Source organism: Cryobacterium soli (assembly GCF_003611035.1).
GTDB classification, from domain to species: Bacteria; Actinomycetota; Actinomycetes; order Actinomycetales; family Microbacteriaceae; genus Cryobacterium; species Cryobacterium soli.
Genome location: NZ_CP030033.1, coordinates 3,615,684 through 3,641,543, shown reverse-complemented (window position 1 = coordinate 3,641,543; position 25,860 = coordinate 3,615,684). Strand labels below are relative to the sequence as shown.

29 protein-coding genes, 1 tRNA gene and 1 pseudogene are annotated in these 25,860 nt (G+C 68.6%); 11 read left to right on the top strand and 20 right to left on the bottom strand.

The genetic code is table 11. The features are described from left to right. Positions 1–23: 23 nt before the first annotated feature. From DOE79_RS16950 to DOE79_RS16920, 7 genes are all read right to left on the bottom strand, one after another. Positions 24–95: transfer RNA gene (locus DOE79_RS16950), tRNA-Arg, on the bottom strand. 96 nt (positions 96–191) lie between these two features. Next, positions 192–1,412, bottom strand: a complete 1,221-nt coding sequence (locus DOE79_RS16945) for a CHAP domain-containing protein (RefSeq protein WP_162942812.1) — start codon at positions 1,410–1,412, stop codon at positions 192–194. Positions 1,413–1,583: 171 nt separating this feature from the next. After that, positions 1,584–1,940 carry a three-helix bundle dimerization domain-containing protein gene (locus DOE79_RS20755; protein WP_181445829.1) on the bottom strand — a complete coding sequence of 119 codons (357 nt, stop codon included), beginning with the start codon at positions 1,938–1,940 and terminating at the stop codon, positions 1,584–1,586. A 68-nt stretch (positions 1,941–2,008) separates the two neighbouring features. Beyond that, positions 2,009–2,323 carry a hypothetical protein gene (locus DOE79_RS16935; protein ID WP_120339495.1) on the bottom strand — a complete coding sequence of 105 codons (315 nt, stop codon included), beginning with the start codon at positions 2,321–2,323 and terminating at the stop codon, positions 2,009–2,011. Between the two features lie 146 nt (positions 2,324–2,469). Continuing rightward, the gene (locus DOE79_RS16930; RefSeq protein ID WP_120339494.1) at positions 2,470–2,970 is read right to left on the bottom strand and encodes an HNH endonuclease; all 501 of its coding nucleotides are present in this window, start codon (positions 2,968–2,970) and stop codon (positions 2,470–2,472) included. Between the two features lie 364 nt (positions 2,971–3,334). After that, positions 3,335–4,141: a C40 family peptidase gene (locus tag DOE79_RS16925; protein WP_220094251.1), complete on the bottom strand. Its 807-nt coding sequence runs from the start codon at positions 4,139–4,141 to the stop codon at positions 3,335–3,337. A gap of 298 nt (positions 4,142–4,439) precedes the next feature. Next, complete coding sequence (locus DOE79_RS16920) at positions 4,440–5,153, bottom strand: iron-dependent transcriptional repressor DtxR (protein ID WP_120339493.1); 714 nt, start codon at positions 5,151–5,153, stop codon at positions 4,440–4,442. A gap of 74 nt (positions 5,154–5,227) precedes the next feature. On the opposite strand from DOE79_RS16920, the gene serC reads away from it, so the two are divergent. Both serC and DOE79_RS20965 read left to right on the top strand, forming a co-directional pair. Continuing rightward, positions 5,228–6,343, top strand: a complete 1,116-nt coding sequence (gene serC / locus DOE79_RS16915) for a phosphoserine transaminase (protein ID WP_120339492.1) — start codon at positions 5,228–5,230, stop codon at positions 6,341–6,343. Positions 6,344–6,351: 8 nt separating this feature from the next. Then, positions 6,352–6,522, top strand: a pseudogene (locus tag DOE79_RS20965) (DUF2530 domain-containing protein); the annotation flags it as partial. Here DOE79_RS20965 and DOE79_RS16905 read toward each other — a convergent pair. Further along, complete coding sequence (locus DOE79_RS16905; RefSeq protein ID WP_120339490.1) at positions 6,463–7,308, bottom strand: DUF3027 domain-containing protein; 846 nt, start codon at positions 7,306–7,308, stop codon at positions 6,463–6,465. The pseudogene DOE79_RS20965 and the gene DOE79_RS16905 sit on opposite strands and share 60 nt — an antisense overlap. Continuing rightward, the gene (locus tag DOE79_RS16900; protein ID WP_066597311.1) at positions 7,301–7,681 is read right to left on the bottom strand and encodes a cold-shock protein; all 381 of its coding nucleotides are present in this window, start codon (positions 7,679–7,681) and stop codon (positions 7,301–7,303) included. Before DOE79_RS16900 ends, DOE79_RS16905 begins: the two co-directional genes overlap by 8 nt. Before the next feature lie 94 nt (positions 7,682–7,775). On the opposite strand from DOE79_RS16900, the gene DOE79_RS16895 reads away from it, so the two are divergent. The 3 genes from DOE79_RS16895 (at position 7,776) to DOE79_RS16885 (ending at position 11,630) form a co-directional block, all read left to right on the top strand. Beyond that, the gene (locus DOE79_RS16895) at positions 7,776–8,051 is read left to right on the top strand and encodes a multidrug ABC transporter ATPase (RefSeq protein ID WP_162942811.1); all 276 of its coding nucleotides are present in this window, start codon (positions 7,776–7,778) and stop codon (positions 8,049–8,051) included. 5 nt (positions 8,052–8,056) lie between these two features. After that, positions 8,057–9,904, top strand: coding sequence for a helicase-associated domain-containing protein (locus DOE79_RS16890; protein WP_120339488.1), 1,848 nt, complete (start codon positions 8,057–8,059; stop codon positions 9,902–9,904). Between the two features lie 64 nt (positions 9,905–9,968). Further along, positions 9,969–11,630, top strand: a complete 1,662-nt coding sequence (locus DOE79_RS16885; RefSeq protein WP_120339487.1) for a DNA repair helicase XPB — start codon at positions 9,969–9,971, stop codon at positions 11,628–11,630. 56 nt (positions 11,631–11,686) lie between these two features. On the opposite strand, the gene DOE79_RS16880 is transcribed toward DOE79_RS16885, so the two are convergent. Genes DOE79_RS16880 through DOE79_RS16870 form a run of 3 tightly spaced genes read right to left on the bottom strand, consistent with a single transcriptional unit; the run spans position 11,687 to position 14,647 of the window. Then, complete coding sequence (locus DOE79_RS16880; protein WP_120339486.1) at positions 11,687–12,424, bottom strand: pyrimidine reductase family protein; 738 nt, start codon at positions 12,422–12,424, stop codon at positions 11,687–11,689. Continuing rightward, on the bottom strand, positions 12,424–13,332 hold the full coding sequence (folP, locus tag DOE79_RS16875) for a dihydropteroate synthase (protein WP_120339485.1): 909 nt from the start codon (positions 13,330–13,332) through the stop codon (positions 12,424–12,426). Before folP ends, DOE79_RS16880 begins: the two co-directional genes overlap by 1 nt. A gap of 37 nt (positions 13,333–13,369) precedes the next feature. Further along, positions 13,370–14,647 carry an NAD(P)/FAD-dependent oxidoreductase gene (locus DOE79_RS16870; RefSeq protein ID WP_120339484.1) on the bottom strand — a complete coding sequence of 426 codons (1,278 nt, stop codon included), beginning with the start codon at positions 14,645–14,647 and terminating at the stop codon, positions 13,370–13,372. A gap of 164 nt (positions 14,648–14,811) precedes the next feature. On the opposite strand from DOE79_RS16870, the gene DOE79_RS16865 reads away from it, so the two are divergent. From DOE79_RS16865 to DOE79_RS16855, 3 genes are all read left to right on the top strand, one after another. Continuing rightward, positions 14,812–15,504, top strand: coding sequence for a response regulator transcription factor (locus DOE79_RS16865; protein ID WP_066597326.1), 693 nt, complete (start codon positions 14,812–14,814; stop codon positions 15,502–15,504). A gap of 28 nt (positions 15,505–15,532) precedes the next feature. Continuing rightward, a complete protein-coding gene (locus DOE79_RS16860; protein WP_120339483.1) occupies positions 15,533–17,344 on the top strand; it encodes a sensor histidine kinase in 1,812 nt (603 codons plus the stop codon). Between the two features lie 164 nt (positions 17,345–17,508). Then, positions 17,509–17,799, top strand: a complete 291-nt coding sequence (locus DOE79_RS16855) for a WXG100 family type VII secretion target (RefSeq protein ID WP_120339482.1) — start codon at positions 17,509–17,511, stop codon at positions 17,797–17,799. A gap of 113 nt (positions 17,800–17,912) precedes the next feature. Here the strand turns inward: DOE79_RS16855 and groL are convergent, their stop codons facing one another. The 5 genes from groL to DOE79_RS16830 all read right to left on the bottom strand — a co-directional run bounded on the left by groL (position 17,913) and on the right by DOE79_RS16830 (position 22,221). After that, positions 17,913–19,541 carry a chaperonin GroEL gene (gene groL / locus DOE79_RS16850; RefSeq protein WP_066597333.1) on the bottom strand — a complete coding sequence of 543 codons (1,629 nt, stop codon included), beginning with the start codon at positions 19,539–19,541 and terminating at the stop codon, positions 17,913–17,915. 141 nt (positions 19,542–19,682) lie between these two features. Continuing rightward, positions 19,683–20,729, bottom strand: coding sequence for a DUF3048 domain-containing protein (locus tag DOE79_RS16845; protein WP_162942810.1), 1,047 nt, complete (start codon positions 20,727–20,729; stop codon positions 19,683–19,685). 144 nt (positions 20,730–20,873) lie between these two features. Continuing rightward, positions 20,874–21,077 carry a cold-shock protein gene (locus DOE79_RS16840; RefSeq protein WP_066597336.1) on the bottom strand — a complete coding sequence of 68 codons (204 nt, stop codon included), beginning with the start codon at positions 21,075–21,077 and terminating at the stop codon, positions 20,874–20,876. Positions 21,078–21,290: 213 nt separating this feature from the next. Continuing rightward, positions 21,291–21,863 (bottom strand): LytR C-terminal domain-containing protein, encoded by a 573-nt coding sequence (locus tag DOE79_RS16835; protein ID WP_120339480.1) that lies wholly within the window; start codon positions 21,861–21,863, stop codon positions 21,291–21,293. Positions 21,864–21,912: 49 nt separating this feature from the next. Beyond that, positions 21,913–22,221, bottom strand: coding sequence for a DUF3263 domain-containing protein (locus DOE79_RS16830; protein ID WP_120339479.1), 309 nt, complete (start codon positions 22,219–22,221; stop codon positions 21,913–21,915). Between the two features lie 207 nt (positions 22,222–22,428). On the opposite strand from DOE79_RS16830, the gene msrB reads away from it, so the two are divergent. Both msrB and DOE79_RS16820 read left to right on the top strand, forming a co-directional pair. Then, positions 22,429–22,830: a peptide-methionine (R)-S-oxide reductase MsrB gene (gene msrB / locus DOE79_RS16825; protein ID WP_066597342.1), complete on the top strand. Its 402-nt coding sequence runs from the start codon at positions 22,429–22,431 to the stop codon at positions 22,828–22,830. A gap of 5 nt (positions 22,831–22,835) precedes the next feature. Further along, positions 22,836–23,390 carry a nitroreductase family protein gene (locus DOE79_RS16820; protein ID WP_120339478.1) on the top strand — a complete coding sequence of 185 codons (555 nt, stop codon included), beginning with the start codon at positions 22,836–22,838 and terminating at the stop codon, positions 23,388–23,390. A 53-nt stretch (positions 23,391–23,443) separates the two neighbouring features. Here DOE79_RS16820 and DOE79_RS16815 read toward each other — a convergent pair whose 3' ends face one another. Beyond that, positions 23,444–24,418 carry an SDR family NAD(P)-dependent oxidoreductase gene (locus DOE79_RS16815; protein WP_120339477.1) on the bottom strand — a complete coding sequence of 325 codons (975 nt, stop codon included), beginning with the start codon at positions 24,416–24,418 and terminating at the stop codon, positions 23,444–23,446. Positions 24,419–24,495: 77 nt separating this feature from the next. Between DOE79_RS16815 and DOE79_RS16810 the strand changes: the two genes are divergently transcribed. Next, positions 24,496–24,738, top strand: a complete 243-nt coding sequence (locus DOE79_RS16810; RefSeq protein WP_162942809.1) for an SHOCT domain-containing protein — start codon at positions 24,496–24,498, stop codon at positions 24,736–24,738. Between the two features lie 9 nt (positions 24,739–24,747). Here DOE79_RS16810 and DOE79_RS16805 read toward each other — a convergent pair whose 3' ends face one another. Beyond that, a complete protein-coding gene (locus DOE79_RS16805) occupies positions 24,748–25,353 on the bottom strand; it encodes a sugar O-acetyltransferase (protein ID WP_220094249.1) in 606 nt (201 codons plus the stop codon). 65 nt (positions 25,354–25,418) lie between these two features. Beyond that, positions 25,419–25,817, bottom strand: a complete 399-nt coding sequence (locus DOE79_RS16800) for a PLD nuclease N-terminal domain-containing protein (protein ID WP_120339475.1) — start codon at positions 25,815–25,817, stop codon at positions 25,419–25,421. Between the last annotated feature and the right edge of the window lie 43 nt (positions 25,818–25,860).

Below are 25,860 nucleotides of genomic sequence, written 5' to 3'. Positions count from 1 at the left end.
CCGTCGGGCAGGTGAAACGTGTGTGCCCCTGGAGGGACTCGAACCCCCAACCCTTTCCTTAGGACGGAACTGCTCTTCCATTGAGCTACAGAGGCTGACCGGGCAAGTTTATCTTCAATCGGCGCAGGAGTTCGTCCACTCATCGCACCGGCCTGCGGCGGGAGAACCCAATGGTTCCGGTTGTGCTGCGCCTAGGACGGCGGGTAGAGGTACATCGGCACCTCGCTGATCGGCACGGTGCGAGTGTGATACGCGTGCGAACCCATCCAGTTGTACTCCTCGAGCACAACGGTGCCGTCGCCGGGCACCGACTGCACGTAGGCCACGTGGTTGTAGGTGAACCAGGCCACCGCGCCCACGATCGGGGTCTTGCTGGTGGGCCACCCCTTCGCCGACCAGGCGTTGGCCCACGAGGATGCGTCTCCGCCGCCGGGGGTCATTGAGTGCCAGGTCCATTTCCACGGACTGCCGGTACTGCCGGCATCACGGTTGAGCCGCCAGGCCACGAAGTCCACGCACTCGCGGTAGTAGTAGCCGAGGGGGGAGAGCCCGCCGCCCTGCGCATCCGTGGCCGAGGTAGGCCACGGATAGTCATCACGCTCGGAGCGGATGCCGTACACGGCGTACTCGGCCGCGGATGCGCGTGCCTGTTCTGCCGCGCGCTGCTCCGACTGGGAGGCCTGCAGGCCTGCCTCGATGTCGTCGAGTTCGGCCTGGCTCGTGGCCGAGAACCCGTCGGCCGAGATGGTCACGGCAGCCGCGGCGGCGGCTACGGTCACAGCCTGGGTGTCGACCGAGGACTGGGCGCTGAAGCCGGCCGAGCCCTGCGGCGAGAACGCATAGGCGGGCAGGGCCGCGGTGAGGAAGACGGCGGGGATCGCCATGAGAGTGACAAGCTTGGCCAGCGGCTTGTTGCGCTTGGGGCGGCGCACGGGTGTCGACCCGGCAGGTTTGGCAGAGCCGGCGGCCGGCTTGGCGGGCGCGCTCGGCGCCCGCACAACCCGCGTCGGCCCCACGGCGGCACGCTGACGGGACTCGCGGCGGGAGGGCGGAAACTCGTCTCCGGCCGGCGCGGACACCACGGATTCCGGCACCGACAGTCCAGGAACCGTCGAGCCCGGCGGGGCGGTCTCCGGGCGGCTGAGCGGGGCCGACGCGACGACGGAGATGCTGGAGGTGGTCGCGCTCTCAACAACTGCCGCCAAATCGGGCGACACCGATACGACAGGCACGGCCGGCACGGGCACGGCGGGCTCCGAAAGCGGCGCGGCGGCCGACAGCGCACTCACGGCGATGTCGGCGGTTGCGGCGAGGGCTGCGGCTTCGGCGGCTTCACGGAGGGCGCGGGCCTCACGGCGCGTGGGGAGCACGCCGTCGCTCTCGGGCGAGCCGGCGGGGCCGGAATGAGTCACAGACAATCCTCTTAACAGCCACAACCGGTGGGGGGACCTCACAACCATATGGGATGAGCGCACCCAATGTCACCTCGAGCGTTACGTTTTCGTGACAATGTGACTACAACGGGGTGCCGGGCGGCCTTCCGCGGTCGGGTCAGGCGGCAAAGGCGGGCGCGCGGAACTCGGTCAGCGCTCGTTCTCTCCGGACTTACCGACAAGACCGCCGAACAGATGGCTACCATGACCCTCGCGACTTGTGCGCTCGACTTCCATCGGATCCGGGTCTGCGGCGCCGTCCGGCAGCGGAGCCAGCCCTTCCGGTTGTTCGACCGAGACGAACGTTTCGCTGGCTTCCTTCTTCAGCCGATTCTTCGCGGCCTTCTCAACGAGGACGGGAACGAAATCACGCACCCGACGCTCCCCGAGCTGCCCGTGCTCATCTTGGACAACGTTCGCGATGTGATCTCGCGCCAAACTCGGGAACCGCTGCGACAGCCGGTCGATCACTTGGTCGATGGCTTGAGTTTCGTCTAGCTCGCTCATAAGCGACAGTCTCCAGCGCTACGGCTGCCGCTGCAACCACAGGGAGGTGAACTCGACAACACTCCCTGCTAACGGAAGGGCAGGGGAACCCGGGCCGCTTTGGCCCAGTCGAACCGGATGCGCTGACCTCCCGTTTCGTTCAGGATATACGCCTCAAGCTTCATGATGCGGTGATCGGCAATTGCTTGATCGTTGCCGACGATATCGAAGCGATAGGTGTTGGCGTGCTCGGTCACGAGGACCGCGCCGATGCCGGGGAAGATCACAAACATCTGATCGGTGAAGAGCAGAGTGTGTTCGTAGTGCCGACGAAGATTCTGTCCGAGGACCGGGAAGCTGCGGAGTGGTTCAACCGGGCGCACGATAGCTGTCATGGTGATCATGACCTGATCCTCAGCCCTGAAGGTAAGCACCAGGTTAACCAGCGGTGGGCGTCTGCTGGGAATGCCGAGGCAGTCGGCGTGAGCCTCCTGAGTGCCACAGACCGGCCGCTAGCGCGCCTGACCGTTCCACCCGACGCATCGGTTGACTACGCGGCGACGGGGGCGAGGAATTCGTCCCACTGCGGCAACGGCCGTTCCACCCCGCTGACCACCCAGGTGGTGCCCTGCGGCATCCGCGGGTCGAAATGCATGTCCCAGCCCATCTCGGCGGGTGTGCGGTCGCTCTTGAGGTTGTTGCAGCGCAGGCAGCAGGCCACCAGGTTGTCCCAGGTGTCTCGCCCGCCGCGGGACCGCGGCTGCACGTGATCGATGGTGCTCGCCGACTTGCCGCAATAGCAACAACGGTGTTCATCGCGGCGCAGAACTCCCCTGCGGCTCACCGGTACGGCCCGTGAGCGCGGCAGGCGCACGTACCGGGTGAGCAAGATGACGCTGGGCCGCTCCCACGACTCCGTGGCCGCCCAGACCGGGTGACCCTGATCGGCCTGGATGATTGTTGCCTTCTGGTTCATGACGAGGACGAGTGCCCGCTTGAACGAAACGACCGCGAGGGGTTCATACCCCGCGTTGAGGACCAGTGTGCGCATGCGCTCCCTTTCGAAAAGGGCTGGACGGCTTCCAGCCATTCGAACTGCTGCCTGGCGTCGACGGGGAGGAGATGCGGGCAAACAAAAAGGGCGTCGTCATCATGACAACGCCCCACGGGCTTCGGTGCGCTCGGGGCACACGGAACTCGGACAAATTTGACTGCTGTGCCGCAGCACGAAGCGTCCGCGCACATCCATGGTGTGGATCGTGCGTAGCTTGCGCATTGGCTCTCCCAAAATCCCGCAGAACATCAGGGCATCAGGTTAACCCACAAATGGTGCGCCACGGTATCGTGGCGCACCATTTGTGCTATGCGTTACCCAGTGTTTACCGCGGAGACCGGTCTGGGGAGGGCGGGATGGTTCAGATGCCCAGTCGAACGATGTAGTAGTCGCTGGTCCAGATCGGCTGCACCCGCACGGATGCGCCTTCGTACGGCGCGTGCAGGATGTTGCCGTTCCCGGCGTAGAACCCGTCGTGACCGTCCATGATGACCAGGTCGCCCGGCTGGGCGTCCGCCAGGGAGATGCGAGTTCCGGCGGCGCCCTGCCCGGTTGAGGAATGCGGCAGGGAGATTCCGAACTGCGCGTACACGTACATCACGAAGCCGGAGCAGTCGAAGCCGGCCGGGGTGGCCCCGCCGTAGACGTACGGCACGCCCTGGTACTGCAGCGCGACGTTGTAGACGGAGGAGAGGCTGAAGCTCGGATAGGCCGGGCTAGCCAGGTAGTCGGCCGCGGTCGGGCCGCTGTACGAGGCCGCGTAGGAGGTCATGGAGCTGGCGGCGGCGGTGCGCGCCGCTTCGGCAGCCACCGCTGCGGCAGCGGCGGCGTCGGCCGCGTCGAGCTCCGCCTGGGGCGTGGCGGCGAAGGCGTCCTCCGCGACGGTGACCGTGGCGGCGGTGTCATCCACGGCCACAGCCTGCTCGCCGGCCTTGGCCAGTTCGGTCGTGTCGGTCGCGGCGAAGCCCTCGGCGTTGTCAGACGGCGCGAAGGCGTAGGCCGGCAGCGCCATCGTGGCGACGAGGCCGGTCGCGAGCGTCATCATCACGATGTTGCCCACGGCGTTGCGTCGGGCGGGCCGCTTGACGGGCGTCCCCGGACGCATCACGGTGCGCGGGTTGACCTCGGTCTGCGCCGCGCGCAGCGGGTCGAGCGGGGCGGGGCGCACGGCCACAGCGGTCGAACGCCGACCGCGCCGGGACAGTCTTCTGCCTAATACAGCCAAATCGAACCTCCGGCGCCTTGACAACACTAGGGAGTTGCCCCCGTCCGATGCGTGTGATCGCGTGAATTTTCCGCAGCAAGAGACGGGAGGGTAAAGACGTCTTGAGCGGGCCCGACGATCGTTTTCTGATCTATGAGCAGGTTCGAGGCTACGTCACGGGTTTCCGTTTGTCACCCTGAAAGGCCGGAATCTAACGAATTGGTAACAAACCTGTGAATTCCTACAGAACTTGCGGACCTCGTCAGGCCGCTGCGGCAGCGACCGGTGTGGTCACGAAGATGTGGCCGGCAACCTCGTTCGGCAGCTCGAGCCCGTCTCCGAAACCCTCCACCTGCACGAGCACGTACGACCCCGCTGCGGAGAACGTGCCGGTGTTGCCCGGCAGCACGCCGGACTGTTTCAGCTGAGACAGCAGCTCGGGGTCGAACTGCACGGGCTCGCCCAGGCGGCGGATGACGGCGCTCACCGGCTGGGTCGACGCGGCAACGACATCGAGCAGGTTGGTGACACCGGCCATGAACGCGACGGCTGGTGAATCGCCCAGCTCGTCGAGCCCGGGGATGGGGTTGCCGTACGGGGATTCCGTGGGGTGACCAAGGATTTCGAGGATCTTGCGCTCGACCTGCTCGCTCATCACGTGCTCCCAGCGGCAGGCTTCGTCGTGGACGAACTCCCACTCGAGGCCGATGACGTCGCTGAGCAGTCGCTCGGCCAGACGGTGTTTGCGCATGACGTGCACGGCCTTGCTGCGGCCGCTCAGGGTGAGTTCGAGGTGGCGGTCGCCGGAGACGACGACGAGACCGTCGCGTTCCATCCGGGCCACGGTCTGGGACACCGTCGGACCCGAGTGGCCCAGGCGTTCCGAAATGCGCGCGCGCAACGGAACGATGTTCTCCTCCTCGAGGTCGAGGATCGTGCGGAGATACATTTCGGTCGTGTCGATAAGGTCAGTCATCCGCAGCCTCCCGCTCGGCCATATGTGCAACGCCACAACACTACCCGTGCGACCCGGCCAACTAGAATCCAGATATGCCGGACCTACAGATCCCCACTGACTTGCTGCCCGCCGACGGACGTTTTGGCTGCGGCCCGTCCAAGATCCGCCGGGAGCAGCTCGACTACCTCTCCGGCGCCGGCGCGAGCATTCTGGGCACCTCCCACCGTCAGGCACCGGTGAAGAACCTGGTCGGGCGGGTGCGCACCGGTCTCAGCGACCTGTTCCGCGCCCCCGAGGGCTACGAGATCATCATGGGCAACGGCGGCTCGACCGCGTTCTGGGACGCCGCCGCGTTCTCGCTCATCGAGACCCGCGCCCAGAACCTCGTCTTCGGCGAGTTCGGCGGCAAGTTCGCCGCCGCCGCCGCCGCACCGTTCCTCACCGCCCCCGATGTGATCAAGGCACCCGCCGGGTCACGTGCCGAGGCCGTTCCCACCGAGGGCGTCGACGTGTACGCGTGGCCCCAGAACGAAACCTCGACCGGCGTGATGGCCCCGGTCACCCGGGTGCACGGTGACGCCGGCGCGCTCACGGTGATCGACGCCACCAGCGCCGCCGCGGGCATCGACTTCGCCGCCGACCAGGCGGATGTCTACTACTTCGCCCCGCAGAAGAACCTCGCCTCCGACGGCGGCATCTGGTTCGCGCTCTTCTCCGCCGCGGCGATCGAACGCGTGGAGCGCGTCGCCGCCAGCGGCCGGTACATTCCCGAATTCCTCAGCCTCAAGAACGCGATCGACAACTCGCGCCTCAACCAGACGCTCAACACCCCCGCGCTGTCGACGCTGCTGCTGATGGAGAACCAGCTGGACTGGATCAACGGCAACGGCGGACTCGCCTGGGCGTCGGCACGCACGCAGGAATCGTCATCCGTGCTCTACGACTGGGCCGCGACCGTGGATTACGCCACGCCGTTCGTGACCGACCCGAGCCACCGCTCACAGGTCGTCGCCACGATCGACTTCGACGACGCCATCGACGCCGCCTCTATCGCCAAGGTGCTGCGCGCCAACGGCATCGTCGACACCGAGCCGTACCGCAAGCTCGGCCGCAACCAGCTGCGCGTGGCCACCTTCACCGCCATCGAACCGGCAGATGTGCGGAAGCTCGTCTCGTCGATCGAGTACGTAGTGGCCAACCTGGGTTAGTCGCTCTCATGCGCCTGTGGCTCAAGGACAGCGAAAGACGGCCGGACCCCGTGCCCGCCCGCGCGAATGCGCGGAAAGCGGTGGCGGTGGGTTCGGCCGTCTGGCTGGTTGCCCTGGTTCTAGCGCTCGTTTTCCGAACTGAACTGGGCGACGCCGGCCTGGGCTGGTGGCTGTGGTGCGCCGCGATCGGGCTGGCCCTCGGCCTGGCCGGACTCGCCTTCGTGCTGGTCCGCCGCCGCTAGGGCCTCGTCGATGCCGTCATCGGCGAGGTCGTCGGCGTGCAGGTCGGCCTCATCATCGTCGTCGTCATCATCGCTGTCGTCGTCGTCGTCATCATCGCTGTCGTCGTCATCGTCGCTGTCGTCGTCGTCGCTGTCGTCGTCGCTGTCGTCGTCATCGTCGCTGTCGTCGTCATCGTCGGCGTCGGTCAAGGCGGCCGCGGCGAGTTCCTCGGCCAGCTTGGAGTCAGCCAACCGGTCGCTCCACGGCACCCATTCCGGCGCGAGCAGCGCGTCGTCGCCGGGCATGAGCTCGGTTTCGAGCACCTGGGGCTCGGATTCGCCGTCGACCCGCGACAGGCTCACCGTCCAGCGCCACCCCGGGTAACCGGTCATCAGGCAATCGAAGAGCAGCGAGAGCACGTGCTCCCCCTCGACGATGTAACCGAGGGGTTCCCCGATGGTGTCGGCCGGGGTGATCAGCTCCAGAGCCGTCCGGGCCTGGTCGGTTGCCCCGACGAGCACCTCGTCGGCCTCGAAGACCTCGTCATCGTCGACCTCCGTGGCGGCGTCGGCGCTGATCGGGACATCCTCTGAGGGTGCCGCGTGGTCAGCGGCCGGATCAGTCTCGGCCGGCACCGCGTCGGAAGCAGTCACGTCAGCGGGCGTCTCGGCTACGAGAGCGTGCTCCGCGGTCGTCTCAACGGGCCGGGCGGGCGGCGGAGTGGGATCGAACGGATCACGCATCCAGTTCCTCGGCAACCTTGCGCAGCATCGCCGCGATCTTCTTGCCGTGTGCGCTGTCGGGGTAACGTCCGCGGCGCAGGCTCGAGCCGATTCCGTCGAGCAGTTTGACGAGGTCTTCCACGATGATGGCCATGTCGTCGGCCGGCTTGCGGCTGAGCTTGGCCAGGCTCGGCGGAGCCTCGATGACCCGCACCGACAGCGCCTGCGCGCCGCGCTTGCCATCGGCGATGCCGAACTCGAGCTTCATCCCGGCCTTCACCGTCACTCCGGCGGGCACCGCGGATGCGTGCAGGAAGACCTCCTGGCCATCATCGGAACTGATGAAGCCAAAACCCTTCTCCTCGTCGTAGAACTTGACTTTGCCGGTGGGCATCTGAACCTCGCTGTGATTTTGGGGCGCGCAGAATGCGTGCCAACCTGACCCAGCTTATTCCGTTGTAGCTGACTATGCCCCGTATCCTTGGTCTGTGACCACTCAAACTCCACACGACCCCGGCCGGCTCGAGAAGATCCTGGCCTACATGGTCGCGGGTGTGGTCGGCCTGTCCATCCTGGCCTTCCTCGCCGTCATCCTCGGCACTGCCGCCGGCGCCGGCGACAACGACGGGTTCAGCCAGGGAGTGTGGCCCGCCGTACTCACCCTGCCCCTGTTCGGCCTCCCCCTCGGCTTCCTCCTGATCATCACGCTGATGATCGTCAGTGGAATCCGCCGTGCACGCGAGGCTCGACAGAACCGGGAGTAACACCCATGCTGACGCTCGCCTCCCGCCTTCGCGCACTGGACGACGCAGCATTGCGCCGCACGATCGCCCTCCGATCGATCCCGGCCCACGGCATCCACGACTTCTTCGACCTGGCAGAGGCCCTGCTCGACCCCGACGCCATCCAGTCGGCACTGTCTCATCTGGACCGCGGCACGCTGGCCGTGCTGGCAGTGGCCGGCGAACTGGGCGCCCCCACTCTCGACGAGCTCACCGAGGGGCTGGCCGACCTGGGCCACGACACCGGTCCCGCCGAGGAGATGAACGCCCGCATCGACCGGCTGGCCGACCTGATGCTGCTCGCACGCGTCGGCGACACCGTACGGCCATACCCCGCCGTCACCGCGGGACTGCGCGACTGGCCCGCGCAGGGGTTGCCCAGCGCCGCCGAGCTGGCCGGCGTGCCCGCCCCCACACCGCTGGCACCACTCTCGGCCACCGAGGGCCGCTTCACCGAACGGCTCGCCGCCGAGCGGGCTCTCACCTCGGTGTCCGCGATCGCGGAGTTGCTCACCGAGCTCGACCGCGAGCCCGCCCGCGAGCTCAGCCGCGGCGGACTCGGCCTGCCCGATACCAAGCGACTCTCGGCCGCGATGGGCGTCGACCTCGACGACGTCGCCGCGCTGGTCAGCATCGCCGCCCGCGCCGAACTTGTGGTCCTCGACGCCGGCTATTGGGCGGAATCGGCCGCCGGGGAGGCCTGGCTGGTCGACGGAGCCGGCGCCCGTTGGGGCGTGCTGGCCCGGTCCTGGCTCGCTGCGCTGCCCGCAGACATCCGGCAGATCGTGGCGGGCCGTCCCGAGGTCGCCTGGGGCGACGCCCTGCACCGCTTCGTCGCCTGGCTCTACCCGGCCGGCGGCACCTGGATGGACGCGCGCATCGCCGACTTCGCCCGGGACGGCGAACTGATCGGCATCACCGCCCGGCAATCCACCAGCGCGGCCGGAGCATCCGTTCTCGCCGGCGACATCGACGGCGCGATCGGTCTGATCACCGCGTCGCTGCCCGCCGAGGTGGGAACGGTCTATCTGCAACACGACCTCTCGATCGTGGCGCCCGGCCCGCTGTCGCCGGCGATCGACGCACGGCTGCGCACGTTCGCGGATGTCGAGAGCCGCGAACTGGCTTCCAGCTACAGGTTGAGCGGCCCCTCCGTCAATCGCGCCCTGGCCACCGGCGACGACGCCGAGACGCTGCTGGCCTTCCTCGGTTCCATCTCACTGACCGGAATCCCGCAACCGGTGGACTACCTCATCCGCGACGCCGCCGACCGGTACGGGCGGGTGCGCGTTGGCAGCGTGGATGCGACCCAGCCGGATGGTGCGAGCTACATCAGGTCCGACGATACGGCGGCGCTCGGCGCCATCGCGGTCGACCAGACGCTCTCGGCGTTGACTCTGACCACGCTCTCGCCCACCCGGCTGACCAGCGCACACTCGCCCGAGGCCGTGTTCTGGGCACTCACCGACGCCCGCTATCCGGTCGCCGCCGAGAACCCGGCCGGCGAGATCGTGCACCTGCGCCGGCACCCCCGGGTACCGGCGCACCGCCCGGAGTCGCCGGATCCCACCGTGGCCCTCGTCGCGGAACTGCGCGCCACGGACGGCGGCGAGGCGAAGGCCGCGCACGCCTGGCTGGCCCGGCAACTCGACTCGGCGATCAAGCACCGCCAGACCGTTCAGGTGAGCGTTCAGATGCCCGACGGCGAGGTGGTGGACTACCTCCTCGAACCCGCCAGTGTCGGCGGCGGGCGGTTCCGCGCCCGTGACCGTCGGGCCGACATCGAACGCACGCTGCCGCTGTCGAGCATCGTCAGCATCCTGCCCGCGCCCTGAGCGGCGGCGTCACCCCGCATAGTGGGGCTGAGGCTCGCGGCGCACGGGCGTACCATTGACGGTTATGTCCGATGGCCCGCTGATCGTCCAAAGTGACCGCACGGTTCTGCTCGAAGTCGCGCACCCTCTGGCCGAGGATGCCCGGCACGACCTGGCCGTGTTCGCCGAGCTGGAACGCGCGCCCGAGCACATCCACACCTACCGGATCACCCGTCTCGGCCTCTGGAACGCGCGCGCGGCCGGCCACGACGCCGCGAACATGCTGGCCACGCTCGAGAAGTACTCCAAGTTCCCGATTCCGGCGTCGGTCACCGTCGACCTCGAGGAGACCGTCGGCCGGTACGGCCGTCTGGTGATCGACCGTGACGACGAGGGGCAGCTGGTGCTGCGCAGCACCGACTCCCCCGTGCTCACCGAGGTCGCCGGCGCCCGCCGGATCGCCCCACTGCTGGTCGGGCACCCCACGCCGGAGTCGTTCCTGGTGGCGCCGTGGGCGCGCGGGCAGCTCAAACAGGAACTCGTGAAGCTCGGCTGGCCCGCCGAAGACCTCGCCGGCTACACGCCGGGCACGCCGCACGACATCGCGCTGCTCGAGAACGGCTGGGCGCTGCGCGACTACCAGAACAAGGCCGTCGCCAACTTCTTCGACGCGGGCTCCGGGGTGGTCGTGCTGCCCTGCGGCGCCGGCAAGACGCTGGTGGGCGCCGGCGCGATGGCCACCGCAAAGACCAACACCTTGATCCTGGTGACCAACACCGTGTCCGCCCGGCAGTGGCGCGACGAGCTGCTCAAGCGCACCACGCTCACGGCCGAGGAGATCGGCGAGTACTCCGGACAGGTGAAGGAGGTCAAACCCGTCACCATCGCGACGTACCAGATCCTCACGGCCAAGCGAAAAGGCGAATACGCCCACCTCGCGCTGCTCGACGCCATGGACTGGGGCCTGGTGATCTACGACGAGGTGCACCTGCTTCCCGCACCCGTGTTCAAGCTCACCGCCGAACTGCAGGCGCGCCGCCGGCTCGGCCTCACCGCCACCCTGGTGCGGGAGGACGGTCGCGAGGGCGACGTGTTCAGCCTGATCGGCCCCAAACGCTTCGACGCCCCGTGGAAGGAGATCGAGGCCCAGGGCTTCATCTCTCCCGCCGCCTGCTACGAGGTGCGCATCGACCTGCCCCACGCCGAACGGCTCAGCTACGCCGCCGCCCCCGATGACGAGCGTTATCGGATGGCAGCGACAGCGCCGGCCAAGTTGGACGTCGTGAAGCAGCTGGTCGCGATGCACCCGGGCGAACGCATCCTCGTGATCGGCCAGTACCTCGACCAAATCGACGAGCTCGCCGAGGTCTTGCAGGCCCCCACGCTCACCGGTGCGACGCCCGTGAACGAGCGCGAACGGCTCTACCAGGCGTTCCGGGTGGGCGAGGAGAAGCTGCTCGTGGTCTCCAAGGTGGCGAACTTCTCGATCGACCTGCCCGAGGCGTCGGTGGCGATCCAGGTGTCCGGCTCCTACGGCTCGCGCCAGGAGGAGGCCCAGCGGCTCGGGCGGCTGCTGCGCCCCAAGGAGTCCGGCCTCACCGCGAGCTTCTACACGCTCGTGGCCCGCGACACCGTCGACCAGGACTTCGCCCAGAACCGGCAGCGCTTCCTCGCCGAGCAGGGCTACTCCTACACGATCCTCGACGCGCACGCGCTCGACGCTCCCACCCCCGCCCCGGTCCCCTGACCCCCACCGCGAACTGCGAGAAAAGCCCCAAGAATCCGGGTTTTTTGTGGCCTAGGTCACAATTCGCGGGCCCGCTGGTAGCGGAGGAGGAGGGTGTCGCCGGCCGGGAGGGCGTGCAGGAGGCGCATCCGGCGCGGTGTGGCCTCCGCGGCGGCGGCGATGCGGCGGGCGGAACCGGACTCGATCAGCGGCGCCAGGGTGAGGCAGAGCTCGTCCACGGCATCGGCGGCCACCAGCGACCCGAACAGGCTGGGGCCGCCCTCGCAGAGCACCTGCGGGTAGCCCCGCTCGGTCAGGGTGGTCAGCATCAGCGAGTGGTCCACGGATGCCTCCCCACAGACCAGCACGTCGGCCACCGCCGCCAGTGCCGCCCGTCGCTCGGCGGGCGCCTGCCCCCGGGTCACCACGATCGGCCGGGTGGCCGCGCGAGTGAACACCGGGTGCGCCGGGTCGAGGTCGAGCCGGGCGGACACGATCGCCACCGGCGGGTGCTCCGACAGACCGTGGGCGAGCCGCCAGGCCACGGCCTCCTGGCTGAACCGGATTCCGCCGTACCCCTCGGCGCGCACGGTTCCGGCGCCCACCAGGATCACGTCGGTGAGCATCCGCAGGGTGTCGAAGACCAGCCGGTCGGCGTCGTCGCCGAGGCCTCCGCTGACGCCGTCGTGCGTGGCGGCTCCGTCGAGGCTGCTGACGAAGTTGACCCTCAGGTGCGGCGTGGCCCGGTCGGCGACGAGGTAGCGGCGGAGCACCTCGGCAGCGTCGGGACCATCGGGGTCTGCAGGGCCGGTCATCAGGCGAGGTTGTGGCGCAGGTAGGCGGGCTCACGGAAGCCCAGGATGGCCTCGGTCATGTGCACGGCGTCGACGGCGGCCGCGACGTTGTGCACGCGAACGATGCGGGCGCCCTGCAGGATGCAGTAGACGGCCGCGGCGAGGGTGCCCTCCACGCGGCGGTCCCTGTCACGGTCGAGGGTCTCGCCGATGAAGTCCTTGTTGGACACCGCTACAAGCGTCGGCAGGCCGAGCGCGGTGATCTCGCCCAGCCGGCGGGTGAGTTCGAGGGAGTGCCGGGTGTTCTTGTTCAGGTCGTGGCCCGGGTCGATGACCAGTCGCTCGGCGGGCATCCCGTGCGCCAGAGCCCGGTCGACGCGGGCGAGCAGGAACTCGGCGACTTCGCCGACGACATCGCCGTACTGCGGCGCCGGGTAGGGCGTGCGCGGGCGGGCCAGGCTGTGCGTGATCACCAGGGTGGCGTCGCTGTCGGCGACGACCTCGGCCATCCGTGGGTCGTGCACGCCGGTGGTGTCGTTGATGACGTGGGCGCCGGCGCGGATGCCGGCCAGCGCGACGTCGGGGTCGAAGGTGTCGACGGAGATGACCGCGCCCGAGCCCTGCAGGGCTGCGACAACGGGGACGACCCTGTCGATCTCCTCGGCGACGGGGATCGCCGGCCCCGGGGCGAACTTGGCCCCACCGATATCGACCCAGTCGGCGCCGTCGGCGACGGCGGCACGGGCCGCGGCGACGGCCGCGTCGAGGGCGAACGTGGCGCCGCGGTCATAGAAGGAGTCCGGCGTGCGGTTGATCACGGCCATCACCGCGATCTCGCGGGCGAAGTCGAAGTCGCGCCCGCCGATCCTGCGCACCGGCACGTCCAGCCGCGGCAGAATCACACCGGCGGCGGCGGTCGAACGGGCCATCTGTACTCCTCGGGCTGGTCGGGGACTGCGGGCCGGGTCACTCCGATCCGGTGAGCAGGTCCCCCAGAGCTATGTTCTCATCCGCCAGCCGCTTCGGATCCACCCGCACCCCCGAACGGATGAGGCGCTGCACGGTTTCGTTCACGTCCCAGACGTTCACGTTCATGCCCGCTACGACCTGACCGTCCCTGAGCCAGAAGGCCACGAACTCCCGCGTGGCCCGGTCACCGCGGAACACGAGCTCCGCGCCTGAGGCCAGCTCGCCGAACCCGGAATACTCCATGCTGAGGTCGAACTGGTCGGTATAGAAGTATGGAATGGCGTCGTACCCGGTCGTGTCGCCGAGCACGGCCCGGCCTGCGGCCGCGCCCGCGGTGTCGGCGTTCGCCCAGTGCTCCACCCGCAGCCCGTGCCCCAGGCACGGGTGGTACACATTCGCCACGTCGCCCACCGCGAACACGTCGGGGTCACTCGTTGCGAAGGTGGCCGACACGGCGATGCCGTCGTCGACCTCGAGACCGGAGCCCAACGCCAGCTGGGTGTTCGGCGTGGCCCCGATGCCCACCACCACCAGGTCCGCCCGCACCAGGGTGCGGTCGCTCAGCCGCACCCCGGTCACCCGGGTGCCACCGCTGCGGATCTCGCCCTCGAGCTCCACGACGGTGGTGTCATTGCCCAGGTGCACCCCGTGGTCGCGGTGCAGCCGGTCGAACACCCCGCCCAGCTCGGCGCCGATGGCTGATTCCAACGGCACCGTCCCACGGCCGAGCACGATGACGTCGTTGCCGTACCCCTTGGCGGTGGCGGCGACCTCGAGTCCGATCCACCCGCTGCCGACGATGACCACCCGCCGGCCGCCCTCAGCCAGGGCGGTGCGCAACCTGCTGGAGTCGTCCACGCTGCGCAAATAGTGCACGCCGGGCAGGCTGGCGCCCGGGCCGGGGAACGGGCGCGGCGACGCGCCCGTGGCCAGCAGCAGCCGGCTGTAGCGCAGGCTGCGGCCGTCGTCGAGGGTGAGACGGTGGGCACCGCGGTCGAGCACTGCCGCCCGGTGGCCGGCGATCCGCTCGATCGCCTGCTCGGCGTACCAGCCCAGCGGATGCACGTCCACCGAATCTCGGTCAGCCGTGCCGGCGAGGTATTCCTTCGACAGCGGCGGACGGATATACGGCGCGGCCACCTCCTCGCCCACGAGCACGACCCGCCCGCCGAAGCCGTCGCGCACGGCCTCGGCCGCTCGCGCCCCGGCCAGTCCGGCGCCCACGATGACCACCGGGTCCTCGCCCGCCGCGCCCTGCTGCGTTGCCTCACTCATCCGCTGCTCCCACTCCTGCCCGGCCCTCCGCCCGCGCACCAGGGTGCGCCATGGGCTCGACGGTAGAGGCATCCGGCGCACTCCGAAAGGCCTATCCCCGTTTCCCCCGGACCCGTACCGGCCACTCACAGGAAAGCACCAGCTAACGCGCAGATACTAGGGACATGACTGACGGCCCCCGCATCCTTATCGTTGACGACGAACCCAATATCCGGGATCTCCTCACCACCAGCCTCCGCTTCGCCGGCTTCGCCGTGCGGGCCGTGGGTAACGGTGCCCAGGCGATCTCCGCTGTGCTGGAAGAAGAGCCCGACCTCATCATCCTCGACGTGATGCTGCCCGATATGAACGGCTTCGGCGTGACCAAGCGCCTGCGTTCGGCCGGGTACACCGCACCCATTCTCTTCCTCACGGCGAAAGACGACACCGAGGACAAGATCACCGGGCTCACGGTCGGCGGGGACGACTACGTCACCAAGCCGTTCAGCCTCGACGAGATCGTGGCCCGCATCAAGGCCATCCTGCGCCGCACCATGCACGCCGACGAGGATGCCGTCATCCGCGCCGGTGAGCTCACCATGGACCAGGACACCCACGAGGTCCTCGTCGGCGACCAGCCCATCGAGCTCAGCCCCACCGAGTTCAAGCTGCTGCGTTACCTGATGCTCAACCCGAACCGGGTGCTCTCCAAGGCGCAGATCCTCGACCACGTCTGGGAATACGACTTCAACGGTGACGCCGGCATCGTGGAGTCCTATATCTCCTACCTCCGCCGTAAGGTCGACATGCACTCCAGCGAGCCGCTGATCCAGACCAAGCGCGGCTTCGGCTACATGCTCAAGGCCGCCAAGGCATAGACCCAGTTTCCCTTCCTAGACTGGACCCATGCGTGTGCCATTGATGGACCCGTGGAGCCGGGTTTCGCTCCGCTCCAAGATCACCGGTGTGACGGTGTTGATGCTCACGCTGGGCCTGCTCGTTTCCGGGGTGGGCACCATGGTGATCCTGCAGAATTACATGGTGCAGCAAGTGGATGCCCGGCTACAGGCGTCCGCGCAGGGACTCTCCTCCAATTATCTCGACTCTCCGTTCGTCGCCAGCAGCGCCAACGGCGTCGTGGACTCCGACTATTTCGTGGCCGTGTTCGATCAGAACGGCGACCTCAAAGCCCGTACGTGGCAAGACCGGCCGGTTGCCAGCCTGCCCGTCGTGACGATCCCCCTTGACCTGCAGAGTTCCAATGAGCTGGACGGGTCGATCCAGAAACTCCACGACGCCGAGGGCGACACGGAGTTCCACGCCGTGGCCGTGCCTTTCGTCATCAACTCCAGCGGGACCTACGGCACCGTCCTCCTCGCACTGTCGCTGCAGTCGGCTCAGAACACCGTCAACACCTATCTGAGCATCTTCCTGGGCTTCGGCGTCGGCGTGGTCGTGGTGGGCGCCATGCTCACCCGTCTGCTCGTCACCACGACCTTCGCGCCTCTCCGTGAGGCCGAGCGCACCGCCGCGGCCATCGCCGACGGCGACTTCAGCCAACGCCTGGGCGGAGCCACTCCCAACACCGAGGTGGGTCGGCTGAACCGCTCGCTCAACACCATGCTCAGCCGCATCGACCGGGCCTTCAAGGACCGCGCCCGCACGATCGACCAGATGCGCCGATTTGTCGGTGACGCCAGCCATGAGCTGCGCACCCCGCTGGTCTCCGTGCGCGGGTACGCCGAGCTCTACCGGATGGGCGCGCTGCAGACCCCCGAGGACGTCGCCCAGGCGATGGAGCGCATCGAGAAGGAAGCCATCCGGATGGGCGGCCTCGTCGAGGATCTCCTCGAGTTGGCCCGCCTCGACGAGACCAAACCGCTCGCCCTCACCCGGGTCGACCTGCTCCCGCTCGCTCAGGACGCCGCGCTCGATGCCATGGCCTCGTCTCCCGGCCGCAGCGTCACCGTGCGCACCAGTCGTCCTGCCGAGTACAACGACGACATCGTGGCACCGCCGATCGACCTGGCCCACTCCACGGGCGAGGTGGCCGACGCCGCGCCGCGCCCGGTCGAGCCGGCCGCCGTTCCGGCCACCGCGGCCGCCGTGGGCAAGGCCGCCGCAGGCAAGGCCGGCATGGCCAAGGCCACCCCCAAACCCGCCGCGGCCAAGCCCGAACAGTCCGGCTCGACAACCGGCACGATCTCCTTCGCCGGTGCCACTCTTGCCCGTCTCCGCACTCGCCGGCCCAAGCGCACGGATGCGTCTGCTCCGGTCGCCGAGACCATGGAGACCGTCGAGGCTCCGCCGGCCCTCGACGCCGTGATCATGGCCGAGGAGAACAAGGTGCGCCAGGTGATCACCAACCTGATGGGCAACGCCCTGCGCTTCAGCCCGGCCGACAGTCCCGTGGAGCTCGAGGTGGCCGTGGACCGGCGCAACCAGCGCGCATCCGTCTCGGTCATCGACCACGGTGAGGGCATCCCCCCGCAGATTCGCGACAAGATCTTCCAGCGGTTCTGGCGGGCCGACACGTCCCGTGCCCGGGAGACCGGCGGCAGCGGACTGGGCCTTGCGATCGTGGCGTCCATCGTGGCCAGCCACAACGGCTCCATCGAGGTCGTCGAAACGCCGGGCGGCGGTGCCACCTTCCGGGTCTGGTTCCCGCTGGCGGAGTCCCCCGCCGCCCCGCAGGCGTTGCCGGCTCCCCAGGCCTGACCGCTCCGGCCGCGTGCAGGGGCGGGCCTGCCCGGTCCTCCCCAGCGCCGTCGTGCCGCGGTTTTCCCCAGAGCGCAGGGACGCACTGCGGCGGGCCGGCTGAGGGTCGTACCGTCAACCGTAGGCGGCCGACCGGTCGTCCAGGCGAGCGAGCGGAGAGAACCATGACCCAGTTCCAGGTCGACAGCGAGGCCCTGATCAGCACTACCGGCGCGGCGCGCGCCGCCATGGGGCGTATCCAGGCCGAAGTGGCCGCCCTCCTCGGGCAGCTCACCGGGCTGGAGGGCTCCTGGTCAGGGCAGGCCGCCGCCCAGTTCCAAGGGGCGGTGTCGGCCTGGCGCACGACCCAACAGCACGTGGAGCAGAGCGCGGATGCACTCAACCAGGCGCTCGGCCAGGCCGGTCAGCAATATGCGGAGGTGGAGCAGGCCAACGCCCGGCTGTTCGCGCGCTAGGGCGGGCCTGGCGGCGGCGGGCGGCGGTACGACGAAGGCTGGGCGCCTCCCGAGGGAGACGCCCAGCCTGTGGTCGTGCGGTACTACCGGTCGTGCGGTACTGCTGGCGGGACTTAGAAGTCCATGCCACCCGAGGGGTCGCCGGCCGGGGCCGGGTTCTTCTCGGGCTTGTCGGCGACGACGGCCTCGGTGGTGAGGAACAGTCCGGCGATCGACGATGCGTTCAGCAGCGCGGAGCGGGTGACCTTCACCGGGTCATTGATGCCGGCAGCGATCATGTCGACGTACTCGCCGGTTGCGGCGTTGAGGCCGAACCCGACGGGAAGGTTGCGCACCTTGTCGGCGACAACGCCCGGCTCCATGCCGGCGTTGAGTGCGATCTGCTTGAGCGGAGCGTCGATGGCGACGCGCACGATGTTCGCGCCCGTTGCCTCGTCGCCGACGAGGTCAAGGATGGCCTTGCTCTCGAACGCGGTCTTGCCGGCCTGGATGAGGGCCACGCCACCACCGGCGACGATGCCCTCTTCGACGGCTGCCTTCGCGTTACGGACGGCGTCTTCGATGCGGTGCTTGCGCTCCTTGAGCTCAACCTCCGTCGCGGCGCCGGCCTTGATGACGGCAACGCCACCGGCGAGCTTGGCGAGACGCTCCTGGAGCTTCTCACGGTCGTAGTCGGAGTCCGTGTTCTCGATCTCGTTGCGGATCTGCTGAACGCGACCGGCGATGGCGTCGGCGTCGCCGGCACCCTCGACGATGGTGGTCTCGTCCTTGGTGATGACGACCTTGCGGGCGTTACCGAGCAGGTCGAGGGTGACGTTCTCGAGCTTGAGGCCGACCTCCTCGGAGATGACCTGGCCACCGGTGAGGATGGCGATGTCCTGCAGCTGCGCCTTACGACGGTCGCCGAAGCCCGGAGCCTTGACGGCAACGGACTTGAAGATGCCGCGGATCTTGTTCACAACGAGCGTGGCCAGGGCCTCGCCGTCGACGTCCTCGGCGATGATGAGCAGCTGCTTGCCGCTCTGGATGACCTTGTCGACGATCGGCAGCAGGTCCTTGATGTTGGAGACCTTGGAGTTGACGATCAGGATGTAGGGGTCTTCGAAGACCGCTTCCTGACGGTCGGGGTCGGTGACGAAGTACGCCGACAGGAAGCCCTTGTCGAAGCGCATGCCCTCGGTGAGCTCGAGCTCGGTGCCGAAGGTGTTCGACTCCTCGACGGTGACAACGCCTTCCTTGCCGACCTTGTCGATGGCTTCGGCGATGATCGCGCCGATCTCGGCGTCGCCGGCGGAGATGGAGGCCGTGGCCGCGATCTCTTCCTTGGTCTCGATCTCCTTGGCGCTGGAGATGAGCTCTGCGATGACCGCAGCGGTGGCCTTCTCGATGCCGCGCTTGAGGCTGATCGGGTCGGCGCCGGCTGCGACGTTGCGCAGGCCTTCGCGGACCAGCGCCTGAGCGAGGACGGTGGCGGTGGTGGTACCGTCGCCGGCGACGTCGTCAGTCTTCTTGGCGACCTCCTTGACGAGCTCGGCACCGATCTTCTCGTACGGGTCGTCGAGTTCGATCTCCTTGGCGATGGACACGCCGTCGTTGGTGATCGTGGGGGCGCCCCACTTCTTCTCCAGCACGACGTTGCGTCCGCGCGGGCCGAGGGTCACCTTGACCGTGTCAGCGAGGATGTTCAGGCCGCGCTCCAGGCCGCGACGGGCCTCTTCATTGAAAGCAATGATCTTTGCCATATGTGTTTCTCGTCCCTCCCGGACGTTACCAAAACGATGATGGGTTAGCACTCCAAACCACAGAGTGCTAAACCGATTCTGGCACTCTGGGGTCGAGAGTGCAAGTGAACGTCGGCTGCACGATGCCCCTGCAGGACCGGGTTACGGCTGGATCTCGACGGCACCGCCACCGTCGGTGGGCACCAGTTCGATCCAGGTATTGCCCGGTGCGAGGTCGATGGCCGCGCCGTCGGCATCCGTCAACCGGATCGGGGCCGCCGGAGCCTCCTTGGTCCAGGTTGCGGGCAGGGTCGACCCGTTGGCCGACACCCAGGCCTGGCCCGTGCCCTCCAGGAGGGTACGGGGCACGTCGGTGCTGCGGTCGACGCTGACGCTGAGCACCACCACGTTGGTGGCGGACAGCCGGGTGTCGTCGGCGTCCAAATCGGGCGCGCCGTCCTGACTGCGCAGGTACGCGGCGCCGGCGGGGTCCCAGGTCCAGGAGCGCTCGCTGGAATCGGAGAACCGGGTGACGATGGTGCCGGCGGCTTCGCCTGCCGTGGCCGCCCCGGCGGCGGCCGCGCTGTCGGCGTAGTCGAACTGCCGTTCGGGCGCGGCGAGGTCTGGATGCCGGTCGACGAGATCGGCCGCGCTGAGCACGACGTCATGCGGCGATTCCCGGTCGTCCACGCGCCGGAATGCTCCGCTGTCATCCCGGTCGAAGATCACGTTGAGCACCGGGGTGTTCTGCATGGCCTCGACGAACTGCGGCTGCCCGCCGGAGTAGGCCACGATTCCGCCGAACGGGCTCAGCAGGTCCGGGTCCATGGGCCGGATCGAGCGCACCGGTCCCACGTCGTCGGGCACATCGGAGTGCCACAGGGCGGCATACCGGGTGAGCCCGCCCTCGACCAGCTCCTCGAAGACCAGATCAGCCCGCTCGAGGCCGATCTGCGGCCGGGCGGCGGCGAGGTTGTCGATCTTCACGGCCAGAGACGGATGCTCCGCTTCCGCCGGGTCGATCGGGGTGCCGCGCAACGGGGCCACGGCGGGCGTCTCCGCAGAGGGACTCGGGGCGGTGGGCGGCCCGGTGACACAGCCCGTCAGGGCACCCACGGCGCCGATCAGCACGATGGCGGCCCAGGCGCGGATGCCGGCGCGGCGGAAGCGGGGGCCTCGAGCGGGCGTGGTCATCCGTAACGCAGTCACGCCACACACCTTAGCTCCGCGAGGTATGTCTGCCGAGCGGGACAAGATGGGTGGCGTGCTGACCGTCACGGGAACCGATACATCGTCGGTGCCTGTTCAGTTGTGTGCTGCCGGCCCGTTGGGACCGGCTGTTCTACGCGTGGGCTACGCCGGACGAACCGACTCTGCCTGCGGACCTTTGGCTCCGGTACCGAGTTCAAAGACGACGTGCTGGCCTTCTTCGAGAACCTTGTATCCGTGCATGTCAATAGCGGAATAGTGGACGAAGACGTCCTGCCCACCTCCATCGACCGTGATGAAGCCGAAACCCTTTTCAGCGTTGAACCATTTGACGGTTCCGTTCGCCATGTGAAACTCCCCTAGTGCAGTGTTATCTTTCGGCTTTCACCCGCTGGTGTTACCGGGCCTGGCGCAGTAGCTGCGTCCACCGTCCGCGAAAGAGCGCTCTCAGGTTGAGAACGCAACTCGCATAAAATGAGCGACCACTGCAGATAGTAGTAACGAAAGCGGGGATCGACAGGGGGTTGACTGGCGGCCCTCAGGCCGGTAGGAATCCGGCGGTCAACCGGCCGGCATCGCGTAGTCGGCTCCGACCACAACGGTCAGCGTGGCATCCGAGCCCGCGAAGTCGCTGGAGAGCAGGATTGTCGAATTGGGCAGCAGCGCCGCAACCCCGCGCGCAGCGCCCTCCAGGGCGGGATCCGCGTAGTACACGGTCGTCGTGGCGACGTCTTCGGTGTCCGCGTCGCTCATGGTGCCGACGCTCCAGCCGCTGCCCGTCAGCAGTTCGCCCACCGAGCGGGCGACACCGCTGGTGGCGGTGCCGTTGAGCACTGTGACACTCGCACTGGGGTCGGTGGTGGGCTCGGCCGTGGGCACGACCTCGGCGGCGGGTGCCTCGGTCGCCGTCTCCGTACCGGTCTCGGCGGTGATGCCGGGGATCGTGAAATTAAGCCGGTTGTTGAGCACAGTCAGTCCGATCGCCCCCACGCCGATGAGCAGGGCCGTCGCCGCCAGCGCCCACCAGAAGGCCACCCACCGGCGGCCCTTCCGACCGGGGGCTCGGTGCGCCCCCACGCGGTCGAGCTTGTGCGGAAGGTCGTCGAAGCGGTCTTTCGGGTACGAAGTGGGCATCGTGAGTCTGGTTCGATCCTCGTTTGGCTGAACACGCGGTAGGAGTGTCCTACTCGATGGGGCGGATGGCCCGGCGCGACCGGGCCTGGGACCGCGCGTCACGCATCCGCTGCAGGCGTTTGACCAGCATGGGATCGTGAGCGAGGGCAAGCGGGGAGTCAAGCAGGGCACCCAACACTTGATAGTAGCGGGCAGCCGAGAGGCCGAACTCGGCCCGGATCGCCTGTTCCTTGGCGCCGGGGTGGGACCACCAGCGCCGTTCGAAAGCGAGCACCGCGGTGTCGCGGGGGCCGAGCGCCGTGACGCCGTCGGCGCCCCGATCGCTCTCGCCGTGCTCGCTGGTCGCCATACGCGTCATCCTATTTGGCGGGGACTGGGTTTTCGCTGACCGGCGCGGCCTGTCCTGATCGTCACCGCCCGCCACGGGCGGGCAGGCCGTGCGGCTGGGAATCCCCTGGCCACGGGAATGCCCGGGGCCCCGGCCGAGTTTAGGCTGGAGGCAGCAATCCGCCCGCTGAGCCACCCGCACGAGTAATGCCGCACAGAAGTATTGAAGGGACGCACCATGGACTACGAGGTCACCAAGTCTGACGCCGAATGGAAGGCCGAGCTTTCCCCCGAGCAGTACGCCGTGTTGCGCGGCGCTGCGACCGAGCGTGCCTGGACCGGCGAACTCCTCGACGAGGGACGGTCAGGCGTCTACACCTGCGGCGCCTGCAACGCCGAGCTGTTCAAGAGCGGCACCAAGTTCGATTCCGGTTGCGGCTGGCCGAGCTTCTATGAGTCGGTGCGCCCCGAGGCCGTCGAGCTCATCGAAGACCGCTCGCTGGGCGTGGTTCGCACCGAGGTGCGTTGCGCAGCCTGTGGTTCGCACCTTGGTCACGTGTTCGACGACGGTTTCGGCACGCCTACCGGCGACCGGTACTGCATGAACTCGATCTCGCTCAACTTCACTCCCGTCGAGTAACGGTTTTGTCGGCGGTTCTTGACGCGATCGCGTCGCGCCGGTCGTATTCCGTGGTCACCACGGATGCGCCCGGCCGCGACGAGCTGGTCCCCCTGATCCAGGCGGCCGCGCGCGCCTCCGACCATGGCGCGCTGCGACCGTGGCGGATCATCGAGCTGCGCGGCGATGCCCGGGCCGCCCTCGGCGACGCGTTCGTGACGGCCGCGGGCCTCGAGGGGCCGGCCGCCGTCAAACTGGCCGGCAAGCCCCTGCGCGCCTCGTTGCTGCTGGCCCTGGTGGCCAGCCGAGGGCCGAGCCACAAGGTCCCGGCCTGGGAGCAGGACGCGGCCGCCGCCGGCGTGGCCCACTTCCTCGGCCTGCTGCTCGAGGACGCGGGCTGGGGCGTGATGTGGCGCACCGGCGGGCACACTCGCGCCGAACCGGTGCGCCAGGTGCACGGTCTCGCCGCTGGCGAGGAGCTACTCGGCTGGCTCTACGTGGGCGGGATCCCCGAGACCACCAAGCCCGCCGTGCGCCAGCCGGTCGACGTCGACGACTACCTCAGCGCCCTCCCCGCCTAACCCGCCGCCCGCCCGGGCCCACTGCTCGGCCCGCGGAGATGGGCGGAGGCAGGTTAGGCGAACGCGTTGACGCCGGTGAGCTCGGCCGAGAGCGCCCAGAGGCGTGCGGCATCCGTGGGGTCGATCGCGTGCGCGTCCACACCCCGGATGCGCGCGGTGTCGCTGCCCGGCACTGTGGGCTCGGCGATGTCGCAGTCTTCGCAGTAGACGCCGCCCCGGCCGTCGAGCATCGGGGAGGTCGCCGCCCAGGTCGCCGTCGCGGCGCCCTGCTCCGGCGTCTTGAACACGGAGTTCACGGTGCCGTCCTCGGTCATCCACCCGGAAGCGATCATCTCCTCGCGCGGCAGGTGTCGCTGCAGTTCGGTCATGATGCCACCCGGGTGCACGGCGAACGCGCGCACGCCCTGCTCAGCGCCGAGGGCGTCCAGCTGCACCGCGAACAGGCTGTCGGCGGTCTTGGCCTGACCGTACGCCAGCCACTTGTCGTAGCCCGTCTCGAACTGCGGGTCGTCGAAACGGATGCCGCTGAGCTTGTGCCCTGTCGACGACAGGGCCACGACGCGGGCTCCCCCGCCGGCTGCCAGAGCGGGCCAGAGCAGGTTGGTGAGCACATAGTGGCCCAGGTGGTTGGTGGCGAACTGGGACTCCCAGCCGTCGCCGACGCGGGCTTCAGGGGAGGCCATGATGGCGGCGTTGTTGATCAGGATGTCGAGGCTGCGCCCGGACGCCAGGAAGCGGTCCGCGAAGGCGCGTACGCTGCCAAGGTCGGCGAGGTCGAGAGTCTCAACCTCAACATCGGACAACCCGCGGGCGTCGAGCGCGGCGCGGGCAACCTCGGGCCGGCGGGCCGGCACCAGGACCCGAGCGCCCGCGGCGGCGAGCGCCGCAACGGTCTCGATGCCCAAGCCGGAGTAGCCGCCGGTGACGATGGCCGTGCGGCCGTTCACGTCGATGCCGGCGAGCACCTCGGTGGCGGTGGTGCGCGCTCCGAACCCGGAGGGGAGCGCGTGCTGGGATGTTGTTGTCATCCTTCCAGCGTACGCTCGCTCGCCGCCTGGATAGACTCTCGGCGTCCGGCCGAACGCGCCGGCACAGGGGGATTCATATGATCAGCAATCTGACCGGCTGGCACTTTCTCATCATCGCGGGCGTCCTCGCCGCGATGCTCCTGATCGCGCTGGCCGTGGTGCTCACGGTCGTGTATCTTGCGCGGCGACGCCCGGCAAGCTCCGGCAACCCGACGGACCCCGCGGCCCGGCTGGCGCAGCTCGATCAGCTGCGTGCCCAGGGGCTCGTCACCGAGGCCGAGTATGACGCCAAACGCCGGGAGATCCTCGGCCTGCTCTGAGCCGACGAATCAGGCCGCGTCCAGCCCGACCCGGTCGTCAGGGCCGATAGCCCGCACGACCCGCGCCGGGTTGCCCACGGCGATGACTCCTGGCGGAACGTCCCGCGTGACCACGGAGCCCGCACCGATGATGCTCCCGGCCCCGATGGTGACGCCCGGGCAGACCACGACATTACCGCCGAGCCACACGTCATCTTCGATCACGATCGGGGAAACCCGCTCATATCCGGCCCGGCGCTCGACGACGTCGACGGCATGGCTGGGCGTGTAGAAGCGGGCACTGGGGCCCACCAGCACGTTGGCGCCGATGGTGATCTCGCCGCCGCCGAGTGCCAGGAAGTCAGCGTTGATGAACGTGTTGGCGCCCACCCGCAGCCGGGAGCCGTAGTCGAGGTAGAGCGGAGGCCTGAAGTCGGCGCCCTCGCCGACACTGGCCAGCATCCCCACGAACAAGGCGTGCGCCGCGGCCTGGTCGTCGTCGTAGAGGGCAGTGATCTGCCGGCAGGTGCGCTGCGTGCTGGTCGTCAACTCGGCAAGTTCGGGCCCGGACCGGTAGCGGTACCACTCCCCCGCGATCATCTTGTCGTACTCGGAGCGGACCACGGCCGGGGGCATTTTGTTGTCTATAACCACAAACACGAGCCTAGCCCGTCACCGCGGCCCCCGCACGTCGATCGTCGTCAGGGTCCTTCGGCCAGCCGACGGCGTTCGGCCAGTTCGGCTTCGATGCGGCGGATGCGCGCCTGCTCTGCGTGGAACGCGATCTCGCGGTCCAGCGAAGCGAGTTGTTCCTCGGTGCTGCTGATCCGCCGTTCCGCCTGGGCCGTGGGGGTCGCCTCCGCGCTCGAGGCGGAACCCGCGCGACGCCGGGGCGCACCCAACTGCGGACGCACCACCGGGGTGTCGTAGTCGTGTCCGATCACAAACCAGAGCAGGCTGCCGATCATCGGGAGGAAGATCACCAGGAGAACCCAGACCACCTTGGGCAGATGCTTCACCTGGCCGTCCTGTCGCGTGATGATGTCCACGAGGGCAGCAACGACGAGCACCAGAATCACAATCGAGAACAGCGCATACATGGCGGTCAGCTTAGTGAACGCTGTGAACGAGCGACCAGCCCCC

Excerpts from the sequence above, each read along its gene's own strand:
- DOE79_RS20755 (WP_181445829.1), bottom strand. The coding sequence starts at position 1,940 with ATGAGCGAGCTAGACGAAACTCAAGCCATCGACCAAGTGATCGACCGG.
- DOE79_RS16935 (WP_120339495.1), bottom strand. The coding sequence starts at position 2,323 with ATGATCACCATGACAGCTATCGTGCGCCCGGTTGAACCACTCCGCAGC.
- DOE79_RS16930 (WP_120339494.1), bottom strand. The coding sequence starts at position 2,970 with ATGCGCACACTGGTCCTCAACGCGGGGTATGAACCCCTCGCGGTCGTT.
- DOE79_RS16920 (WP_120339493.1), bottom strand. The coding sequence starts at position 5,153 with ATGACTGACCTTATCGACACGACCGAAATGTATCTCCGCACGATCCTC.
- serC (WP_120339492.1), top strand. The coding sequence starts at position 5,228 with ATGCCGGACCTACAGATCCCCACTGACTTGCTGCCCGCCGACGGACGT.
- DOE79_RS16905 (WP_120339490.1), bottom strand. The coding sequence starts at position 7,308 with ATGCGTGATCCGTTCGATCCCACTCCGCCGCCCGCCCGGCCCGTTGAG.
- DOE79_RS16900 (WP_066597311.1), bottom strand. The coding sequence starts at position 7,681 with ATGCCCACCGGCAAAGTCAAGTTCTACGACGAGGAGAAGGGTTTTGGC.
- DOE79_RS16890 (WP_120339488.1), top strand. The coding sequence starts at position 8,057 with ATGCTGACGCTCGCCTCCCGCCTTCGCGCACTGGACGACGCAGCATTG.
- DOE79_RS16885 (WP_120339487.1), top strand. The coding sequence starts at position 9,969 with ATGTCCGATGGCCCGCTGATCGTCCAAAGTGACCGCACGGTTCTGCTC.
- DOE79_RS16880 (WP_120339486.1), bottom strand. The coding sequence starts at position 12,424 with ATGACCGGCCCTGCAGACCCCGATGGTCCCGACGCTGCCGAGGTGCTC.
- folP (WP_120339485.1), bottom strand. The coding sequence starts at position 13,332 with ATGGCCCGTTCGACCGCCGCCGCCGGTGTGATTCTGCCGCGGCTGGAC.
- DOE79_RS16870 (WP_120339484.1), bottom strand. The coding sequence starts at position 14,647 with ATGAGTGAGGCAACGCAGCAGGGCGCGGCGGGCGAGGACCCGGTGGTC.
- DOE79_RS16865 (WP_066597326.1), top strand. The coding sequence starts at position 14,812 with ATGACTGACGGCCCCCGCATCCTTATCGTTGACGACGAACCCAATATC.
- DOE79_RS16860 (WP_120339483.1), top strand. The coding sequence starts at position 15,533 with ATGCGTGTGCCATTGATGGACCCGTGGAGCCGGGTTTCGCTCCGCTCC.
- DOE79_RS16855 (WP_120339482.1), top strand. The coding sequence starts at position 17,509 with ATGACCCAGTTCCAGGTCGACAGCGAGGCCCTGATCAGCACTACCGGC.
- groL (WP_066597333.1), bottom strand. The coding sequence starts at position 19,541 with ATGGCAAAGATCATTGCTTTCAATGAAGAGGCCCGTCGCGGCCTGGAG.
- DOE79_RS16840 (WP_066597336.1), bottom strand. The coding sequence starts at position 21,077 with ATGGCGAACGGAACCGTCAAATGGTTCAACGCTGAAAAGGGTTTCGGC.
- DOE79_RS16835 (WP_120339480.1), bottom strand. The coding sequence starts at position 21,863 with ATGCCCACTTCGTACCCGAAAGACCGCTTCGACGACCTTCCGCACAAG.
- DOE79_RS16830 (WP_120339479.1), bottom strand. The coding sequence starts at position 22,221 with ATGACGCGTATGGCGACCAGCGAGCACGGCGAGAGCGATCGGGGCGCC.
- msrB (WP_066597342.1), top strand. The coding sequence starts at position 22,429 with ATGGACTACGAGGTCACCAAGTCTGACGCCGAATGGAAGGCCGAGCTT.
- DOE79_RS16815 (WP_120339477.1), bottom strand. The coding sequence starts at position 24,418 with ATGACAACAACATCCCAGCACGCGCTCCCCTCCGGGTTCGGAGCGCGC.
- DOE79_RS16810 (WP_162942809.1), top strand. The coding sequence starts at position 24,496 with ATGATCAGCAATCTGACCGGCTGGCACTTTCTCATCATCGCGGGCGTC.
- DOE79_RS16805 (WP_220094249.1), bottom strand. The coding sequence starts at position 25,353 with ATGCCCCCGGCCGTGGTCCGCTCCGAGTACGACAAGATGATCGCGGGG.
- DOE79_RS16800 (WP_120339475.1), bottom strand. The coding sequence starts at position 25,817 with ATGTATGCGCTGTTCTCGATTGTGATTCTGGTGCTCGTCGTTGCTGCC.